Annotated in this window: 22 protein-coding genes; 3 read left to right on the plus strand and 19 right to left on the minus strand. The window is 39.9% G+C overall.

Annotated elements, in window-relative coordinates:
- Positions 1–13: 13 nt before the first annotated feature.
- Together ACYVQZ_RS05050 and ACYVQZ_RS05055 are read right to left on the minus strand one after the other, a co-directional pair.
- Positions 14–424 (minus strand): hypothetical protein, encoded by a 411-nt coding sequence (locus ACYVQZ_RS05050; protein WP_461240318.1) that lies wholly within the window; start codon positions 422–424, stop codon positions 14–16.
- Between the two features lie 12 nt (positions 425–436).
- Positions 437–853, minus strand: coding sequence for a DUF948 domain-containing protein (locus ACYVQZ_RS05055; RefSeq protein ID WP_461240319.1), 417 nt, complete (start codon positions 851–853; stop codon positions 437–439).
- A 161-nt stretch (positions 854–1,014) separates the two neighbouring features.
- Here ACYVQZ_RS05055 and ACYVQZ_RS05060 point away from each other — a divergent pair, with 161 nt between their 5' ends.
- Positions 1,015–1,875 (plus strand): mechanosensitive ion channel family protein, encoded by an 861-nt coding sequence (locus tag ACYVQZ_RS05060; protein WP_461240481.1) that lies wholly within the window; start codon positions 1,015–1,017, stop codon positions 1,873–1,875.
- Positions 1,876–1,903: 28 nt separating this feature from the next.
- On the opposite strand, the gene ACYVQZ_RS05065 is transcribed toward ACYVQZ_RS05060, so the two are convergent.
- The 6 genes from ACYVQZ_RS05065 to murI form a co-directional block, all read right to left on the minus strand.
- Positions 1,904–3,052, minus strand: coding sequence for an N-acetyldiaminopimelate deacetylase (locus ACYVQZ_RS05065; RefSeq protein WP_461240320.1), 1,149 nt, complete (start codon positions 3,050–3,052; stop codon positions 1,904–1,906).
- Between the two features lie 20 nt (positions 3,053–3,072).
- Positions 3,073–3,783 carry a 2,3,4,5-tetrahydropyridine-2,6-dicarboxylate N-acetyltransferase gene (gene dapD, locus ACYVQZ_RS05070; RefSeq protein ID WP_461240321.1) on the minus strand — a complete coding sequence of 237 codons (711 nt, stop codon included), beginning with the start codon at positions 3,781–3,783 and terminating at the stop codon, positions 3,073–3,075.
- 14 nt (positions 3,784–3,797) lie between these two features.
- Positions 3,798–4,283, minus strand: coding sequence for a cyclic-di-AMP-binding protein CbpB (cbpB, locus tag ACYVQZ_RS05075; RefSeq protein WP_461240322.1), 486 nt, complete (start codon positions 4,281–4,283; stop codon positions 3,798–3,800).
- 115 nt (positions 4,284–4,398) lie between these two features.
- Positions 4,399–4,917, minus strand: a complete 519-nt coding sequence (locus ACYVQZ_RS05080; RefSeq protein ID WP_461240323.1) for a metallophosphoesterase — start codon at positions 4,915–4,917, stop codon at positions 4,399–4,401.
- Positions 4,914–5,516, minus strand: a complete 603-nt coding sequence (locus tag ACYVQZ_RS05085) for an XTP/dITP diphosphatase (protein WP_461240324.1) — start codon at positions 5,514–5,516, stop codon at positions 4,914–4,916. Before ACYVQZ_RS05085 ends, ACYVQZ_RS05080 begins: the two co-directional genes overlap by 4 nt.
- Positions 5,516–6,319: a glutamate racemase gene (gene murI, locus ACYVQZ_RS05090; protein ID WP_461240325.1), complete on the minus strand. Its 804-nt coding sequence runs from the start codon at positions 6,317–6,319 to the stop codon at positions 5,516–5,518. The genes ACYVQZ_RS05085 and murI overlap by 1 nt, the downstream gene beginning before the upstream one ends.
- 135 nt (positions 6,320–6,454) lie before the next feature.
- On the opposite strand from murI, the gene ACYVQZ_RS05095 reads away from it, so the two are divergent.
- A complete protein-coding gene (locus ACYVQZ_RS05095; protein ID WP_461240326.1) occupies positions 6,455–6,940 on the plus strand; it encodes a YslB family protein in 486 nt (161 codons plus the stop codon).
- A gap of 143 nt (positions 6,941–7,083) precedes the next feature.
- On the opposite strand, the gene trxA is transcribed toward ACYVQZ_RS05095, so the two are convergent.
- From trxA to ACYVQZ_RS05115, 4 genes are all read right to left on the minus strand, one after another.
- A complete protein-coding gene (gene trxA, locus ACYVQZ_RS05100; protein ID WP_461240327.1) occupies positions 7,084–7,398 on the minus strand; it encodes a thioredoxin in 315 nt (104 codons plus the stop codon).
- Positions 7,399–7,481: 83 nt separating this feature from the next.
- Positions 7,482–9,854 (minus strand): endonuclease MutS2, encoded by a 2,373-nt coding sequence (locus tag ACYVQZ_RS05105; protein ID WP_461240328.1) that lies wholly within the window; start codon positions 9,852–9,854, stop codon positions 7,482–7,484.
- A 37-nt stretch (positions 9,855–9,891) separates the two neighbouring features.
- Positions 9,892–10,425, minus strand: coding sequence for a CvpA family protein (locus ACYVQZ_RS05110; RefSeq protein WP_461240329.1), 534 nt, complete (start codon positions 10,423–10,425; stop codon positions 9,892–9,894).
- Positions 10,422–10,679, minus strand: a complete 258-nt coding sequence (locus tag ACYVQZ_RS05115; RefSeq protein WP_461240330.1) for a cell division protein ZapA — start codon at positions 10,677–10,679, stop codon at positions 10,422–10,424. The genes ACYVQZ_RS05110 and ACYVQZ_RS05115 overlap by 4 nt, the downstream gene beginning before the upstream one ends.
- A gap of 112 nt (positions 10,680–10,791) precedes the next feature.
- On the opposite strand from ACYVQZ_RS05115, the gene rnhC reads away from it, so the two are divergent.
- Positions 10,792–11,703 (plus strand): ribonuclease HIII, encoded by a 912-nt coding sequence (gene rnhC, locus ACYVQZ_RS05120; protein WP_461240331.1) that lies wholly within the window; start codon positions 10,792–10,794, stop codon positions 11,701–11,703.
- A 183-nt stretch (positions 11,704–11,886) separates the two neighbouring features.
- Here rnhC and ACYVQZ_RS05125 read toward each other — a convergent pair whose 3' ends face one another.
- The 7 genes from ACYVQZ_RS05125 to dinB form a co-directional block, all read right to left on the minus strand.
- Complete coding sequence (locus ACYVQZ_RS05125) at positions 11,887–12,195, minus strand: DUF1292 domain-containing protein (protein ID WP_461240332.1); 309 nt, start codon at positions 12,193–12,195, stop codon at positions 11,887–11,889.
- Between the two features lie 10 nt (positions 12,196–12,205).
- Positions 12,206–12,643 carry a Holliday junction resolvase RuvX gene (ruvX, locus tag ACYVQZ_RS05130; protein ID WP_461240333.1) on the minus strand — a complete coding sequence of 146 codons (438 nt, stop codon included), beginning with the start codon at positions 12,641–12,643 and terminating at the stop codon, positions 12,206–12,208.
- Positions 12,644–12,907 (minus strand): IreB family regulatory phosphoprotein, encoded by a 264-nt coding sequence (locus ACYVQZ_RS05135; protein ID WP_461240334.1) that lies wholly within the window; start codon positions 12,905–12,907, stop codon positions 12,644–12,646.
- Positions 12,908–13,001: 94 nt separating this feature from the next.
- Positions 13,002–15,653, minus strand: a complete 2,652-nt coding sequence (gene alaS, locus ACYVQZ_RS05140) for an alanine--tRNA ligase (RefSeq protein ID WP_461240335.1) — start codon at positions 15,651–15,653, stop codon at positions 13,002–13,004.
- 245 nt (positions 15,654–15,898) lie between these two features.
- Positions 15,899–17,257, minus strand: coding sequence for a DEAD/DEAH box helicase (locus ACYVQZ_RS05145; protein ID WP_461240336.1), 1,359 nt, complete (start codon positions 17,255–17,257; stop codon positions 15,899–15,901).
- The gene (locus tag ACYVQZ_RS05150) at positions 17,257–18,216 is read right to left on the minus strand and encodes a DHH family phosphoesterase (protein ID WP_461240337.1); all 960 of its coding nucleotides are present in this window, start codon (positions 18,214–18,216) and stop codon (positions 17,257–17,259) included. The genes ACYVQZ_RS05145 and ACYVQZ_RS05150 overlap by 1 nt, the downstream gene beginning before the upstream one ends.
- A 52-nt stretch (positions 18,217–18,268) precedes the next feature.
- Positions 18,269–19,417, minus strand: a complete 1,149-nt coding sequence (gene dinB, locus ACYVQZ_RS05155; RefSeq protein ID WP_461240338.1) for a DNA polymerase IV — start codon at positions 19,415–19,417, stop codon at positions 18,269–18,271.
- Between the last annotated feature and the right edge of the window lie 3 nt (positions 19,418–19,420).

Raw genomic sequence — 19,420 nt, forward strand, 5'->3', positions numbered from 1 at the left:
TTAGTCGCTTTTTTTATTCTTCAGATTCATCGTCCGTTTTCGTTTGATCAATAATGATATCTTCACTATCATCTTCGTCTGTTGACGCAGTCGAAGCTAATTGATCTCGAATTGATGCTGTTTGTTCTTCAAAATCATCATTATTGAAGTGATCAGCAATCTTTTCTTTTTGTTCTTTAAACTTATCACTAGTTTTTGTCACCATTTCTTGTGCATCTTCTTTATAGTCATTAGCAGTTTGACGCCAGTCATCAGCTAAATCTTCAGCAAAAAATGCATAATCTGTGACTTGATCTTTTAAGTCATCAAATGTATCACGAACGGTTTGTGCTAATTGTTCTTTGCGTTCCTCTGATAAACTTTGATATGCAATCGCCGCAGCAATCGCACTAGCAGAAACGCCTAACCAAAATCCCTTTGACATTCTTGTCACATCCTATTGTTTGTTTTTCTTTTCTTTACGATGTTGCCAGTATTTTGAAAATGCTGATTTGCCAAGTGATGCAGCCATTGTTGCACCAGCAGCTTTCTTCGAGTTACCAGCAAAACGATCGGCCATATTACGCGTGGCGTCATTTAAATCAGAAACGCTCGTTCCTAAATCAGCCACAGCTTGAAATGCTGGGTCAACCGTTTCTAGTTTGCCGTTGACATTTTGTAATAGGTCATTACTATTACTTAAAATAACTTCGACTTCTTTACTTAATGCATCTGCATCATTTGTTAAGACGTTAATACTTTGATTGGCTTGTTTGAGCGTAGCAGACAATCTGGTTAAAAAATAGCCAATAAATAATACTAAGATCAAAAATGCAATTGCGGCAATTAGCCCCGCAACTTGTCCAAGTGTCATATCCATAAGCCTCCTAGTCAATTAGTTAACAACGTTATAATTAAAGGATATCACGACCACCACTACTGCGCAATTAAAACTATTTTGTAGCTGACTGTGGAGAACTTAATTATTCTTTGCTAAAATGAGTTAATGACAGCTTAAAAAGGTGAATAACAGTGATATTATCGACAATTAATTCAAAACTAATGACACAAACAAATACGTTTACAAGATATTTTAATAACCTGGATTGGGAAAAAATGGGACAACATCTAATGAGCCGCATTTTAATTATCCTGCTGATTACCGTTTTGTTTATGGTTTTAATGGCCATCGGCAGAGTGATCATCAATCATTCATTTAAGCGCTACAAAAAACATAGTATTAAAGTATCTAATCGAACTAATACTATTCAAACACTGACATTAAATATTTTTCGCTATACTTGTTTTTTCTTTTATCTTTATGCGATTTTATCGTTAATTGGTGTGCCAGTTGGTACCCTTATCGCTGGTGCTGGAATTTTTAGTATCGCTCTTGGCTTAGGCGCACAAGGATTTGTTAGTGATGTGGTTACCGGCTTTTTCATTATTTTAGAACAACAAATTGATGTTGGTGACTCAGTGCAAATTGGCACGATTAAGGGAACAGTTACCGCTATTGGCATTCGAACCACTCAAGTCACAAGCTTTGACGGCACGCTCAACTTTATTCCCAATCGAAATATTACAATTGTCAGCAACTACTCGCGTAATCATATGAAAGTTAACGTCGATATTCATATTGACGGCACGACGCCAATTGATCAACTGCAAGCGACAATCAAAAAGACCAACCAACAAATTGTGAATCAATTTGAGCAGTTAAAATCACAACCCGAAATTATTGGTCCTGTTACTACTGATCAAAATAAATTAGTTTTCCGCGTGAGTTTTTTTACCGTTCAGGGCGCCCAGCAAACATTGCAAAGTGCGTTCTTGGCCGCTTACTTGGAAAATATTCAAGAAGCCGGAATTACGTTACCAACAGAAAAGATCTGAGACAAAATTGTCTCAGATCTTTTTTTAGTTAGAATTCATTAGTACGGTGTGTTAAATACTTAGTAATAGCGGATACTCCAGCATCAATCGCCCGAGTATCTGGCACCATTTTTTCACTATGTAGTGAATATGGGCTATCAACGCCGAGCCAAAACATTGTACCAGGAATTTTGGAAATTAAATACCCAAAATCTTCACCTGTCATTGCCGGCTTAGTTTCAATAAAGTTAACCGTTGGTTCTGTTTGCATAAAGTTGATAAAGTCTTTTGTAATGGCAGGATTATTTTCAACGGGTAAATAACCACCTTGATGAAGCTGCAAATCTACTTCACAGCCATACGTCAAGGCCACTCCTTGTGCAATCGCACGCACGCGTTTTTGAATTTTTTGATTATTCGTTTGTGTGAGCGCTCGAATAGTGCCATCAATATGCGCATGGCCAGCGATCACATTGCCAGTCTGCCCCGCGGTTAAGTGACCTAAGGTGACAACCCCGCCCTCAATCGGATCAACACTGCGACTGATAATTGTCTGTACTTGCATCACAAAAGCACTCGCAGCAACAACCATATCATCTGCCTGATGTGGGTAAGCTGCATGACCACTCTTGCCATAAAAATCGGCGTGAATTTCACATGTTCCGGCAAAAAGGGTCCCATTTAAGCAACCAATGGCACCAGCCGGTAATTGGGGATTATCGTGAAGCGCATAAATTTCATCTGGCATCCACTCATCTAATGCGCCACTCTTATAAAGTTGCATACCACCACTATGATTTTCCTCTGATGGTTGAAAAATAAACACTAGGTTCGTTGCGGGTTGATTGTTAGCATAATAATTCAGCACACCCAGTGCTACCGTCATATGGATATCGTGGCCACAAGCATGCATCTTGCCAACATTTTGGGAGCTAAATGCTAATCCAGTTTGCTCAGTGACTGGCAAAGCATCAATATCAGTTCGATAACCAACGGTCGTTTGCTGATTTTGACCGGTCACTTTCACCAATAGGGCCGTTGGTAACTGAGGGACTTCTTTGAGTGCGAGATAAGTTTGTGGCATTTTTGCAATGACTTGTTTCAAATAATCATGTGTTTGAAACTCTTCCAACCCCAACTCGGGATATTGATGCAAATGTTGATAGATTTCAATTAAATCGTTACTCGCTAATGTCATCTTGCAGCCTCCCACCAATCTTAAATGTGACGCAATTCATCCATTAATTCAGTCTTACTCTTCGTTTTGTCATCAATGTCTTTAATTTTACGAGCTGGAACACCCGCTACCACCGTATTGCTAGCAACATCTTGTGTCACAACTGCGCCAGCGCCAACAACAGCACCTTTACCAATGTGCACACCTTCAATAACGACCGCATTAGCGCCAATTAAAACATCGTCATCGACAATCACAGGAGTTGCCGAAGGTGGTTCAACCACACCTGCAAGCACAGTCCCGGCACCAATATGACAATTTTTACCAACAATGGCTCGGCCACCGAGAACGGCTCCCATATCAATCATCGTGTTATCACCAATTTCAGCGCCAATATTAATTTGCGCCCCCATCATGACAACCGCATTATTGCCAATCAATACTTGTTCGCGAATCGTGGCCCCTGGTTCAATTCGGGCATTAATTTCTTTCATATCTAACAATGGTACACCAGAATTACGGCGATCATTTTCAATTTCATAATCTTCAATTAGCGATTGATTGTCAGCCAAAAAAGGTTTGACGTCTTGCCAGTTACCAAAAATCACACCACTATGTTGTTCAACAAATGGGCGAATAGTCTTTGGAAAGGACAATTGATCTAATTGTCCACGTAAATAAACTTTCACTGGGGTCTTCTTTTCTGAACTGCCAATATAGTTGATAATCTCTTGTGCATCAAGCTTTGCCATAATCTCTCTCCTTGTCAGTTGTTATGAATTTTTAAATTTTTCTTGTTAATATCATATGCCTGATCGATATCATGAGCAAGATGATTTACTGCTTTTAATAATTCACGTCTCGTGACAATGCCAGTAAACTCACCACCATCCCCAACCACCGGTAGGAATGGTTGGTCAATCAATAGGTGTAAATTCAGTTCAATATCATAAGGATCAGTAATGGTCACCACATCAGTTTCCATCACATCTTTGACTTGAATATGTTTTAATTTTTCGACATCAATTGTTTGTGTTTCTAACATTTGATCGGTAATCATCGGTAAACTCAATAAGCCCTTAAAATCACCGTCTTTATTTAGAACAACAATTTTAGCGTACCGAATCTTCGTTAACACTAAAAAGGCATGGTACAAATTATTGGTATCCATTACATTCGCTACAATATTTGCCGGGATCAGAAACTTTTCTTGATGATCATTCAGCAAATCTTCAATTGCAGCATTAATCATAGTGAGGTCCTCCTTTTTGAATCCACCTGCATTGTACAAAATCTAGCCCGTGAATCCTATACATCTTCACCTGAATTTGGACAATCTTTAACTCCGTCCTCAAATAATCATTTTTTTATCGCGAAAATTTAAAATTTAATTCAGGGATTGCTTGTTTTTGTCGGTTATAATACTGCACTTTAAATGCCGATGGTGTCGATTCAACAATTGCAAACGTGCCACCAATCCGGGCATATTCGCCCCTTGGCAGACTGATACTACCGGGGTTGAGAATCAATGTATGGTCAACAACTTCTACAGCAAGTTGATGTGTATGACCATAAAAAATCATCGTTGCTTGATTTTCTTTGCCAAGTATTAATAAATTCTCCAATGTAAAATTGACATTTTGAAGATGCCCATGGGTGACAAGAATCGTTTCTTGATCTTGAGTAACCACTCGTTGATTAACAAACTGCCGATCAAAATCATTGTTGCCCTTCACGGTTGGTAGTTGTTCAAATAACGGATCATGAACGTCCATTTCTGAATCTCCACAATGCAGCATCAAATCCACTTGTCCTTGATAGGTGTCAACCAAATCTACTAAAATGTCTCGGTCAAAATGATTATCACTAACTACTAATATTTTCATTGTGCATCCCACCATTGTTTAAATTCAGCTAGTAGGTTTCTTAATGCGCGTCCACGGTGACTGATACTATTTTTTTGTTCTTCAGTCATTTCGGCCATACTTAATTTTAATTCTGGTACATAAAAAAGCGGATCATAACCAAAGCCATTGTTTCCACAAGCTGATTCTAAAATCAGCCCAGCTACATCCCCGTCAACTACCAGTTTCGCGCCACTTGGTTTTAGAGCAACCATCGTGGTATGAAAATGGGCAGTTCGTTCCTGCGTCTGCACGTCTTTCAAATTACGCAACAATTTTTGATTATTGGCAGCATCATCGTGATCTCCCGCGTACCGTGCCGAATAAATCCCCGGTTCGCCATTTAAAGCGTCCACCATCAATCCTGAATCATCCGCAATGGCTGGCAAGTGGGTTAATTTAACCGTTGCTTGAGCCTTTAATAACGCATTTTCAGCAAACGTTTTGCCAGTTTCTGGAATTTCCAGTGCTTGGTCAAAGTCTGCCAGTGTTTTCACATCCAAATGATGGCCTGCTAACAATGCTTTTATTTCTCTGGTTTTATTTGCATTTTGCGTTGCAATTACAATTTCATTACTCATTAAAATTCTCCTAGATCAACTTGTTTTGCAGTTAGGGCATCGTCTGCCATCCATTGACGGGCAACCGTTTCAAATTTGCTTGGTTGCCCTGTCGTAAAGTATTTGGTTGGCGCCTGTTGAGCATCTGCCAATTGATTGCTCTCATTTAAAATGGCCATAACATCGCCGACAGTTGCTTTACCTGCGTCAATTAAAGTCACTTGATCACCGAGTGCCGCGCCAATTTGTGCAGCTAATAATGGAAAATGAGTACAACCTAAAATCAATGTATCAATATTTTTCGTCTCAAAATAAGATAGTTTTTGGGCAACAACTCCGGCAACATCTGGATCATTCGCACGATTCTGTTCAACAATTTCGACAAATGATTGGCAAGCTAAGCCACTCACTACAACATCATTATCTAATTGTGTTAACGCTTGATCGTAAGCCTGACCGTTAATCGTATTTTCAGTTCCAATCACACCAATCCGTTTTGATCGAGTCGCTGCCAAAGCAGCTTTACTGCCCGGCTGAATGACACCCACCACAGGGATAGTGAGTTGCTGTTGTAAAAATGGCAGGGCTGCCGCAGTAGCTGTATTACAGGCGATCACCATCATTTTAATATCAAAGGTCGCCAAAAAATGAGCAATTTGCAAACAAAAACTCTGAATTTGTTCAACAGGCTTTGTGCCATAAGGTAACCGTGCTTGATCACCGAGAAAAATAATCGCTTCGTTTGGCAACTCCTTTTGTAACGCTTTTACAAAAGTTAAGCCACCAATACCGGAATCCATCACACCAATTGGTCTATTATCCATTAATTATCACCTATCTTTTCTTAAACTACAATTATTGCCTTTGTTGAATTTTTTTTCAAGCATCATGATAATTATTTCGTCATTTTTGACTAATTTCCTGTATAATAATGATTGATTTGAAAGGAAGTAAAATTTATGACACAGTCCATTTATCAACAAGTTAGTGACAATCCGGCTGGAATGGGCCAAGCAACTTTAAGGGACGTTTTAATTCCATCAATTTTGGGCAAACAAACCAGTGGTATTTTATACTGGGCTGGTAAAGATTTAGCCCGTCAATTTCCGGTAGCACAACTTGATGAGATCCCTGTTATTTTTAAGCAACTTGGTTTTGGCGAATTGACTCTTGTCAAAAAAAATCCAAAGCAGCAATATTGGCAACTCTCAGGTGCCATCGTCAATAGTCGCCTTTCATTAAAAGATGCTGACTTCAATTTAGAATGCGGCTTTTTAGCCCAAGAATTGGAAATTCAGACTAATGCTACCACTGAAGCCAAGATTGATGATAAGAAACGTAGTAGCTTAACTATCTTGGTACAACATGATTTGAAGGAAACTGTTGCCGATGCTGATCCAGTGAAATTTATTAATGTGGTTGATGATACACAAGATGAAGATTAGGTTTGTTTTGGCAATTTAGTCAGAATCGGTAAAATCAAACAGATTTCTGCGCTTAACCCAAAAAAACACTTATCCCCAACCCAGGGATAAGTGTTTTTTTACGTTAATGCTCAAAATCTAACCGTTTGATTTTACACTCCCGATTATAAATACTGTTCCAAAATTTGTTGCAACTGTTCCTTAGAATGATACCCAACAATTGAATCCACAACTGTTCCATCTTTTTTAACTAATAAAGTAGGAATACTCATGATGCCGAATTGTTGTGCTGTATTAGGGTTTTGATCTACATCCATTTTATTGAATGTCACTTTGCCGTTCATATCTTCCGAAAGTTGTTCGACGACTGGTGATTGCATCCGACAAGGGCCACACCACGTTGCCCAAAAATCAGTTAATGTGACACCATTTGCGGTATCTTTTTCAAATGTTTGATCAGTTGTTACTGCTACTGCCATTTTAAGTACCTCCCTCTAATCTATAATCATTAGTGTATCAGACAATCTTTGAAAAACAAATATTTTTGCTTACACATTGTTAGTTACTGTAAATAGGCAATCGTAGCGCCGTCACCACCCGCATTGGCGTTAGCAAATTCAAATGATTTCACCCGCGGATTACTTTGGAGATATTCTTGTGTCCCTTTGCGTAATGCGCCGGTTCCTTTGCCATGAATGATTGAAACTGCACCAATGTTACTAAGGACTGCTTGATCAATAAATTGATCTAGTTCTTGCATTGCTTGATCGTAGCGATGACCACGTAAGTCTAGTCGTGCACTAGCATGTTGTGTACCACTAGCGTGCACTGTTGCTTTTTTAGCGGGTTTTGGCGTGTTATCTGCAAGTTGAGACTTGCTGACCTTTTCTAAATCATTTTCAGCCACCTTCATCTTCAAAATGCCTAGTTGAACTTCCCACTGGCCTTTACCCATTTGTGCGGCTAGTTCGCCATATTGGCCATACGATTTGACTAAAACGGCATCCCCAACATGAAAATCATGCTTACGCTTTTCACGTTGTAGGACCTTATTTTTCTTCAACCGGGGATCATCAACATGTAATGCATTTAAGTCACCCTGAGCTGAAATTAATTGGTTCTCTTTAATGTGAGCCCCTTGTCGTTCCAATTTACGCAATTGACTGATAATTTGATCAGCTTTTTTCTTAGCATCAGCGACTTGATGGTTGGCTTCTTGACTAGCCTTTGCTAACATACTTTCTTTTTGTTGTTCAAATTGTGTGAATTTTTGCGTCAATTCTTCATGTAACTCAGTAGTTTCACTCAGTTGTTGTTTCAATTCACGTGTTTCATCACTAGCAGCTTTACGCTGCGCTACTAAGTCCCCAATCATATCATTGAGGTCTTGGCTGTCTGATGAAACCAAATTTTGAGCTTGCATAATAATGGCTTCATCAAGTCCCAAGCGTTGGGCAATTTCAAACGCATTCGATCGACCCGGAATGCCCATTAATAATCGATAAGTTGGTCGCAGTGTTTGCGTGTCAAATTCCATACTGGCGTTAATCGTTTGTGGTCGGTCATAACCATAAACCTTCAGTTCTGGATAATGAGTGGTGGCGAGCACTGTCGTGTCTTTTTGCCCAATGGCATCCAAAATAGAAATGGCTAATGCCGCGCCTTCTTTTGGATCAGTCCCGGCACCCACTTCATCAAGCAACACCAAACTCCGTTCATTAATGCTGTGCAAAATATTGATGGTGTTTTTCATATGCGCTGAAAAGGTACTTAAACTTTGCTCAAGTGATTGTTCATCCCCAATATCAGCAAAAATCTCGTCATAAACGCCAATATAACTATTTTCATTTGTGGTAATAAATAACCCTGATTGACCCATTAGTTGAATGAGACCTAACGTCTTCAAAGTAATCGTTTTTCCACCCGTGTTGGGCCCTGTGATGATGATTGCTTTATAGTCATCACCAATTTTAATATCATTGGCCACCACCTTTTGTTGGTCTAATAGCGGATGGCGCGCTTGTCTGAGATCAACGTGGTTTTGATTGCTGACCAGTGGCAAACTCGCATTCATTTGTTTGGCTAAATGGGCCTTGGCATTCACAAAGTCTAATTGGCCTAAGATTTTTTCATTATTGGCAATTTCTGTCCGGTACGGTGCAATTAATGCCGATAATTCTTGTAAAATACGCAGCTCTTCCACCTTTTGTTCACCCTGATACTGACGAAGACGATTATTCAAATCCATGACAGCCTGTGGTTCAATAAACAAGGTTTGTCCACTTTGACTTTCATCATGCACGACACCGCCAAATTTAGCACGATAATTGGCTAAGACGGGAATAACGTAACGATCATTACGCATTGTCACGATCGTGTCACTGAGATATTTGGCATTTTTACCTCGTGTGTAGTCCTCCATTTGTTGCCGAATTTGAACTTCCAGTTTGCTGATTTGTTGCCGAATGCCGTGTAATTTAGTTGAGGCCTCATCTTTCAGACGGCCATCGCCCTCAATTGAATTTTTTAATCGTTTCGTGACATCATCAAGGGTCATCAGCTTCTGCACTAATTGTGGTAGGACTTGTAGTTCAATATTACGATCAGCTAAATCAGCGAAAAAATGGCGTACTGCAGCCGTCGTCAATAATACTTTACTAACTAAGGCAAGCTCTGAACCACTCAAAGTTGCGTCAATATCCAGCCGCTTTAACGGCACGGAAATATCTGCCAGTTTGGGCAGTGGAATGCCACCGGCAATGCGCAAAATATCAGCAGCGTCGCTAGTTTGAATGATCATTTCTTGAACTAATTCACGATCACTTGATGGCTGCATCTTATTTACTTCACGTTTTCCTGCCGCAGAAACCGTATATTGATTCAATTGATCAATAATTCGTTGATATTCTAATGTTTCTAAAATTTTCGTGTTCATGTTTGTTCCTTCCATGGTCACAAAAGCTTGTCAGCTTTTAATGTGACGTCAACCAAAACACCACTTGATTAGATAACAGTGGCGTGTTGTTAATCATCCAATTTGCTAAATTGGAACTTGTTAATTGCTGTTGCCACCAGTCACTTGGGACAACTTGAAAAATTGTTAACGCAAAAAAAATCACAACATAACAAATCACCAAATTAATCACGCCCCCTAAAACAGCATTAACTTGATGGATCACAGGCACTTTTGTAATTAAATTTAAGCGATTAATGAGCCAATGACAAAGGAGCATCGTTAATAAAAACAAGATAATAAACGCAATACCGTTATATAAAAATTGGTTACCGTTACTACTATTTAACGCACTTCCTGAAGTTTGTGAAACCGTATCGACTGTTGGAAACCAGCCACTAAAAACATCACCGAGCCGGGCGGCAAAATTACCCGCAACAGCAATCGCAATGACATAGGTAACGAGGTTTAAAATCATTTTCAACAAACCTCGATGTTGGCCACGCCAAAAACTGAAAATTAACAAGATAATAATAGCAATTGTTAAAATCATTTGTGCTCACTACCTTTATTGTTCAAAACATCATCAAGTTCAGCCTGCTTATTAATTTGATCCGCAATCGCATTAAATGCGACTAAATTTGCGCGTTGTACTTCTGAAAGTTGCGGATTAACTTCTTTCAAATGATTTAATTGTTGATTCAATAGATGTTGAGTTGTCTGAATCAATTCTTTTGATCCTGGCCCAGTAATTACATAGTCATGCCCGTCAATGGCAATTTTATATCGTTTATTTGGTTGCTGCATTTTGCTACCTCCAAGTATGAAATCATCTTTAATAGTTTAGCATGAACAAAACTGATTTACTAATCACAACTATGCTACACTAATAGCATTAGTAAAAATGACGAGGTAAATTATGCAACAAGTTTTTAAAGTTTCACCCAAAATGCTTGCCCAGATGAAAGCATACTATCAAGCAAATACGACGACACCACCTGCTGGTGCACTTTTTCGTGCCAAAAAAAGCGCAGTGACTATTACGGGGTATCAATCAGGGAAAGTCATGTTTCAAGGCACGTCAATCGCTGCAGAAATTGCCCACTGGCACTTAGAGATTCCTACGACCAACTCACAAAAAACAACTACTGGCACTTTACCAGCCCATTTTGACCAGCTTTCAGTAATTGGCTCTGATGAAGTCGGCACTGGTAGTTATTTTGGTCCTTTGACAGTCGCTGCAACGTTCGTTACTTCTGATCAGGTCGCTAAAATTAGTGCCATGGGGATTCAAGACTCCAAAAAACTAACCGACCCGCAAATTATTAAAATGGCTAAAGAATTACTCACGATGGTTCCCTATCATGTGGTTAATCTCATGCCCAGTAAGTATAACGCCTTGATCAAAAAATACAATCAAGGACAATTAAAGGCCCTTTGTCATAATTTAGCCCTGCAAAAAGTCCTGCAAAAAATTGCACCAACGACTCCTGATGCCATCTTAATTGACCAATTTGTCGCCCCTAGCACTTATTATCGTTACTTAAAAGGCCAGTCGCCAATTGTCCGGCAAAATGTGTTTTTCCAAGTTCGCGGTGAACAGGCTCACGTCGCGGTCGCTGCCGCTTCAATTATTGCTCGGTATGTGTCATTACAAGCGATGGATGAATTGACTGACCAAGCCGGTATGACTTTGCCAATTGGGGCTGGTAATGCTGTTGATCAAATTGCAGCACAGTTATTGCATCAAGGTGCTGATTTGAGTGAACTTGCTAAATTGCATTTTCAAAATACACAAAAAGCGCAGGAAATTTTGCGGAAACATTATTAGAATGAATATTAAAGGAGATTACCTGGGGTAATCTCCTTTTTTTGTTTTCTCTTTTTGATGCCGAAACGTGCTCCGAAAGCCAACTTCTTCCGGTTAACCCGCTAAAAGCAAAATCCCAAAACCAGGGATTTCACTTTTAGCACGTTAATCCTCAGAAGTTACCCGGCTTTCTCCGCACTCTAATTATGCGTTAAAGTTCCCATCGTCATCCAAGAATGTATTCAAAACTTCTTCAACCATTGACCATTCAGCGTCGTCTTCGATTGGTTCCAACTCGCCTTCTGAATCGCTATCTGAATTTTCATCTACTGGATGATAGGCATAGGCTTGGATATCGACTTCATCGTCGTTTTCCGCGCTGGCTGGGTACATCAACACATATGATTTGCCATAATCATCTGAATCAAAAGTAAACAGCACTTTGTATAACTCTTCATTGCCATCGTCATCAACTAAAGTGATGAGATCGTCATTTTTGTCTGAATTGCTCATTTAATTTTCCTCACAATTTCTTTGTTAGTTTGCCGTGACCATCTAGGTAATTTTGGAGAATTAAGCTCGCTGCCAACTTATCGATGACCTGCTTGCGCTTTTTACGTGATGTGTCAGCTTGTTCAACTAACATCCGTGATGCTTCCACAGTTGTCAGTCGTTCATCTTGAAAATCAATCGGTAAATTGAACGTTTTGATTAATAAATCACCATAATCTTTAGCCGCTTGGACACGTGGGCCGCTCGTGTTGTTCATGTTTTTTGGCAATCCTAACACAAATCCACTTACTTGGTATTTTTGGACTAATTCTTTCATCCGCTCAATTCCAAATTCCGCTTTGTCTTCGTTAATGGGTACAATTTCTACCCCTTGAGCCGTCCAGCCCAATTGATCACTGACTGCCACACCCACAGTTCTTGAACCAACGTCTAATCCCATCAACCGCATTTATGCATCTCCGTTAGTCTTTAAATACGCACGAACCAATTCTTCAATAATTTCATCGCGTTCATGCTTACGAATCAAATTACGTGCGTCGTTTAAGCGCGGAATATATGCTGGGTCGCCTGATAGCAAATAGCCAACAATTTGGTTAATTGGATTATATCCTTTCTCCTCCAGCGCATTATAAACTGTGTTTAACGTTTCATGCACATCTTTTTGATCTTTATTACCAAAGTCAAAAAACATTGTTTTATCAGTTGCCATCATAAACACCTACCCTTCCTCTGTCCCACTAATTTTACTAAACTAAACGACAAAGTACAATCGCATGCATTCGTTGTAATCATATCGTAATACTAATCTAAGCATTCAGTGTTTCTTTGGCTAACTTAAGTGCTTCGTCAATTCCAGCTGGGTTTTTACCACCCGCTTGAGCTAAATTAGGACGGCCACCACCGCCGCCACCAATTGCTGGCGCAATGGCTTTGATTAAATCACCAGCCTTAACAATATCGGTCTTGTCTTCGCTCACGGCAACCAATAAGTTAGCTTTACCGGCAACACTTGTGGCTAACACAAGCACATCAGACAATTGCTTTGCCCGCCATGAATCAGCTAGTTGACGTAATTGATCCATTCCCGATACGTTGACATTCGCTGCAATTAAAGTACCTTTGGCAGTTTTTTCAACATTGTTAAACACATCGTCAGCTTGTGCTGATGCCAATTTATTTTCTAATTTATCAATTTTTTGTTGGAGTTGCTTTAAATCTGCTTGGAGACTTTCCACTTTATGTGGTACCTCTTTAACTTGCGGTGCCTTTAAAATGCCAGCCGTATTTGTTAAAAGATCTTCTTGATTTTGTAAGTAGTCAAATGCATCACTTGACGTCACTGCTTCAATTCGACGCACGCCGGCACCAACGCCACCTTCTGAAACAATTTTAAACAATCCAATTTCATTTGTGTTGCCGACATGGTCGCCACCACAAAACTCGGTATTAAAATCACCGATTTTAACCACACGGACCTTATCACCATATTTTTCACTGAACAAGGCGATTGCGCCCATTTTTTTGGCGGATTCTAAATCAGTTTCAACCGTCTGAACCGGAATTTCGGCCCAAATTTGATCGTTCACCATTTGTTCCACTTTAGCTAAATCATCTTTTGTGACTGCACCAAAATGATTGAAATCAAAGCGCAAGTAATGTTGCTCAACTAATGATCCTGCTTGTTGCGTGTGACCACCGAGGACATTACGAAGTGCTTGATCGAGTAAGTGGGTTGACGTATGATTCTTTTCAATTTTTAAATGACGTTGACGATCAACTGTTAGTTGATAGCGCGTGCCTTTTTTGACAGGTTGGCTCAATTGAACTGAGTGTAAGTTTTGCCCATTAGGTGCATGTTGCACGTCGACTACATGACCAATTAAGGTCCCATTATGATCTGTAATTACCCCAGTATCACCTACTTGACCACCCATTTCAGCGTAAAACGGTGTTTGATCAAACACCATTTGTACAGGTTGATCGCTCACTTCTGCAGCATCTACTAATTGATCATTCTGGGCTAATGCAATCACTTTAGCATCTGCAACGTTGAGTTGCGTATAACCAACATACTCACTATCATCTTTAAAGTCTGTCCATAAGTCACTTTGCACACCCATTGATTTTTCATCAGAACGAGCATTTCGTGCACGGGCTTGTTGTTGCTTCATTTCAACTTGAAAGCCATCCTCATCAACATCTAATCCCGCATCCATCGCATATTCACGGGTTAATTCAAATGGGAAACCATAAGTATCATATAACTTGAAAGCTGAAGCCCCGTCAACTTTGTCTAAGTGCTGTTCTTTAGTATTTTCTAATACTTGATTGAGTAAATTCAATCCGTCATTTAAAGTGGCAGAGAAGCGTTCTTCTTCAGATTTGACAACGTCAGCAATGTAGGCCGCATTTTTAAGTACTTCAGGATAATACGATTCCATAATTTGGCCAACAGTCTTAACCATCTTATATAAAAAGCTTTCGTTAATACCTAATTTTTTGCCATTAACAACCGCCCGGCGAATCAATCGGCGAATGACGTAGCCGCGACCAACGTTCGACGGTAATGCTCCATCCCCAATCGCAAACGTAATTGCCCGAATATGATCAGCAATCACTTTAAAGGACACATCATCTTGTTTATTCTGGCCATATTTTTTATGGTCACTAAACGACTCTGTTTGGGCGATTAGTGGCATAAATAAATCAGTTTCAAAGTTAGTTTGAGCATGTTGAAAAATCGACACCACTCGTTCGAGTCCCATCCCCGTATCAATGTTTTTATGGGGCAATGGTTCATAAGTATCCTCGGGTGTGTGATTAAATTGTGAAAAGACAATGTTCCAAATTTCCAAGTAACGTTCATTTTCGCCACCCGGATAATTTTCTGGATCGTCGACACTAACATTATTCATTTCTTGACCACGGTCATAAAAAACTTCAGAGTCGGGGCCAGAAGGGCCCTGACCAATATCCCAGAAATTATCTTCATCTTCGAGAATATGATCATCAGCGACACCGATCTTTTGCCAAAGCTTTTTGGTTTCTTGATCTTTGGGGTAGACGGTAATATACAGGCGATTAGGATCAAACCCAAACCACTTATCATCAGTCAATAATTCCCAGGCCCAGGGAATCACTTCTTTTTTGAAATAATCCCCTACTGAAAAGTTTCCTAACATTTCAAATAAGGTGTGGTGACGTGCTGTTTTACCAACATTTTCAATATCATTTGTGCGAATACTTTTTTGTGAGCTGGCCAAGCGAGGATTGTCTGGCACCACTGACCCATCAAAGTATTTTTTCATAGTGGCGACACCAGAATTAATCCACAATAACGTTGGATCATCAACTGGTACTAATGGCGCACTTGGTTCAATTTTGTGTCCATGTTCCTTAAAAAATTCCAAGAACATATCTCGCACTTGTGCACTGGATAACTGTTTTACTGTTTTCATATTATCTACCTTCCAATCAAAAATAAAATCCACCATTGCTAGCAAAGACGCACAATGACGCGGTACCACTTTGCTTGCAACGATGGAAATCGTTAACCACTTAATCTCGATAATGCTGAGTCGCATAACTTATTTTGGGTAGCATTTAGTTAAGCCCTTCGTTTTTTCCAGCAACCAAAACGTTTCTTAAAATGAGCAAAAACTAAATATGTCCCTGACAGGCTTTATTATAGATGACTTCAAATTTAAAAGTCAACATGTCGCGCTTTTTTTTGTCGTTTGGCGACCCGCGTTTCATGTCTGCGTTCCAACTTTTTCTTTTGGCGTTCAGAGTCAGAAATCGCACTTTTAATCTTCTTTTTGTATCCTGGTTTGACTTTTTTCTTGGTTTTTTTGACAAACCCTTTCATAGTTGGATCAAGTTCGTCTTGTCTTGTTCGCCGTTTAGTCCGGCGCTTACGATCATATGAATCTACGACCTCATTATTTTTGATCTCTTTAGGCATAAAATGAATGCCCATTTTTTCAAGATCATCGATTTGTTGATCGTCATCTGGTTCATAAAAGGTAACCGCCACACCATGCATATTCTTACGCCCGGTTCGGCCTACTCGATGAATAAAGTATTCCAAATCGTTGGGAATACCATCGTTAATAACCATAGATACGCCGTCAATATCAATGCCACGCGCCGCCAAATCGGTAGCAACGACAAATTGATAATCTAAATTATGAATAGCTTTCATGACCCGTTTTCGTTGTCTTGGTTCAATTCCACCATGAATCATCGCCACTTTGAGGTTTTTGCTCTTCAGGTAATGATTGATTTCTTCGACTCGCGTTTTAGTATTAGCAAAAATCAACACTAAGTACGGTTCACCCATGGTAATCAATTGGTAAATTAATTCATTTTTACTACGGCCTTTAGTTGGCATCAACCAATTTTCGATTGTCGGACTAATCACAGTTTCCACAGGAATCTCTTCCACAACTGGATTTTGCAAATACTTCTTCAAAAATGGACGTAGTTTTTGTGGAATGGTGGCAGAAAAAACCATCATCTGCACGTCTTTAGGTAAGGCAGCGGCAATCTTGTCAACTTGATCCAAAAAGCCCATATCAAGCGTCATATCCGCCTCATCCACAACAAATTGGGTTGCTAAATGAATATCTAACGCGCCATCACTCACCAAGTCCATAATGCGTCCCGGTGTCCCAATCACAATCTGTGGTTGATGACGATTTAATTGTTCAATTTGACGACTCTTGTCAGTGCCCCCGACATAGTTATGGACGATGAGGTCGTCATCAGCAAATGAAACTAACTGTTTAGCGGCATCATAAATTTGATAAGCTAGCTCACGGCTAGGTGTGGTAATTACGGCTTGAACTTGGTGATCTGTAGCCTTAACTTGATTAAAAATAGGTAGCAAAAAGGCATGCGTTTTGCCACTACCCGTTTGTGATTGACCAACAACACTCTGGCCGTTTTCAATCACCGGAATTAACCGTGCTTGAATAGGTGTCGGTTTTTGGAACCCTAAGTCTTTAACCGCCGCTTGTAAGTACGGTTTTAAATTCAATTGTGCAAATGTTTCTGTCATTAATTTCCCCCACCACGATTATTCGTGGTCAATTCATCGAGTTCGTGAATAATTTGATCAATTTCAGCTTGATCTTTAGCTTTAGCACCGCTGGCTAATTCATGGCCACCGCCGTCATGATGTTTGGCGATTTCATTAATTGGTGCACCCTTTGAACGTAGACGCACACGGTATGTTTTATCATCTTGCTGCACAAAAATTGCCCATGATTCAACCGTACTAATTTTACCTGGAATCGGAACAATGCCTGACGTTCCGGCATCACCTAACTTGAATTTTTCCATAATTTCGGTGGTCAAAATCAAATAGGCAGCACCATGATCTAAAATCGTTAAGTTTTCAAAGACATAGGCTGACAAACGGGCAACGGGAAGTGATAATTCATCTTCGTGTTGGCCAATTTGAGCCAAATCTGCGCCTGCAGCCACTAATCCAGCAGCTACTTCAAGCGTATGAGCGCTCGTGGCAGGATACAAGAAACGACCTGTGTCACCAACAATTCCAGCTAATAAGGCATGGGCCGCATGTTGTGGCAGTGTCAGTTCATCTTTAAATTGTTCATAAAAATCATAAATCAATTCAGACGAACTTGAGGCTTGATCTTCAACCCACATCACATCACCATAAGGTTCATCATTTGGATGATGATCAATTTTAACTAGTTTGTCGCCTTGATCAAAGCGCCGATCATCAATTCGCGGTGCGTTGGCCGTATCTGTGACAATCACTAGGGCATCTGTAAAAGCGTCATTATCAATCTCGTTCATCTCACCAATCCAGTCGAAACCGGGAATATGTTTTCCGACAACGGAAATGTCCTTGTATGGAAATGAGGCCTTTAAAATTTCAGCTAAACCCACTTGGGAGCCAATCGCATCTGGATCAGGCCGTTGATGACGATGGATGATGATTTTTTGATACTTTTTAATTAAGGTAAAAATTGCTTGTTGTTCGTTCATGGAATAAATCCTTTCTCCGTGCTCATGTTAAACCTTGTCTAGTATACATGGATTAATCTGAAACATCAAAATTAGATGTCAGTTGTTCTTTAAATAATGGTAATGTCATATTTTCGTACTTCAAAGGCGCTAAATTGGTAATGGTAATGCCTAACAAGCGCATTGAATCTCCCGATCGATGAACAGTTTCAAAAATGGATTTGGCCAGCTCATAAATAGTCTGCGCATCGACTGGTAAATAATCATCTTCTGTATGGCGTTTTGTAATGGTTTCAAAATCCTGATTTCTGGCCTTCACTACCAACGTTTTGCCATGTTTTTGTTGTGTTCGCAATGTTTGTTCAACTAATTGTGCAATTTTTTTGAGTTGTGTATCGACTTGCTCATTAGTCGTTAAAAATGGATTAAACGTGCGTTCCTTTCCAATCGATTTACGATCTCGTTGATATTCTACTGGTCGGTCATCACTACCGCGGACCCGTCGATACAGCGCGTAGCCTAATTTACCAAAGTTTTTAATTAAATCATTTTCGGATTGATCATACAATTCTTGGCCCGTTAAGATCCCTAAATCATGCATTTTGGGCACCGTCTTTTTACCCACCCCGCGAAACTTTTCAATTGGTAGACGCATCAAAAAATCATGGACATCTTCATAACGGACAATTGTGACACTGACTGGTTTCATGTAGTCTGAAGCTAATTTTGCTAAAAATTTATTATAGGAAATGCCTGTTGAACAAGTCAGATTCGTCTTCGCAAAAATTTCAGCTTGCAGTTGATGCGCAACTTCAATCGCGCTGTGCAACCCTTTTTTATTTTCAGTCACATCTAGGTAAGCTTCATCAAAGGCAATGGGTTCGATTTTATCTGTGTATTCATGAAAAATTTCGTGAATTTGATGCGAAATTTCTCGATACAACGGAAAATCGGGTGTCTTAAAAATGGCATTAGGCGCCAATTCAAGTGCTTTTTGGGCAGGCATCGCTGAATGAACCCCTTGTTTGCGAGCCACGTAATTGGCCGTCGTGACCACGCCATGACCACCAGTTTTGCGAGGATCTTTGGCGATCACCAGTGGTTTGTTTCGCCATTGCGGGTGATCACGCATTTCAATTTGGGCATAAAAAGCATCCATGTCAATATGGATGATCTTTCTGGAAGTATTCACATTTAATGGAACTTGCATAAATTCTGCCATCTG

It is taken from the genome of Paucilactobacillus salsurae (assembly GCF_054784995.1).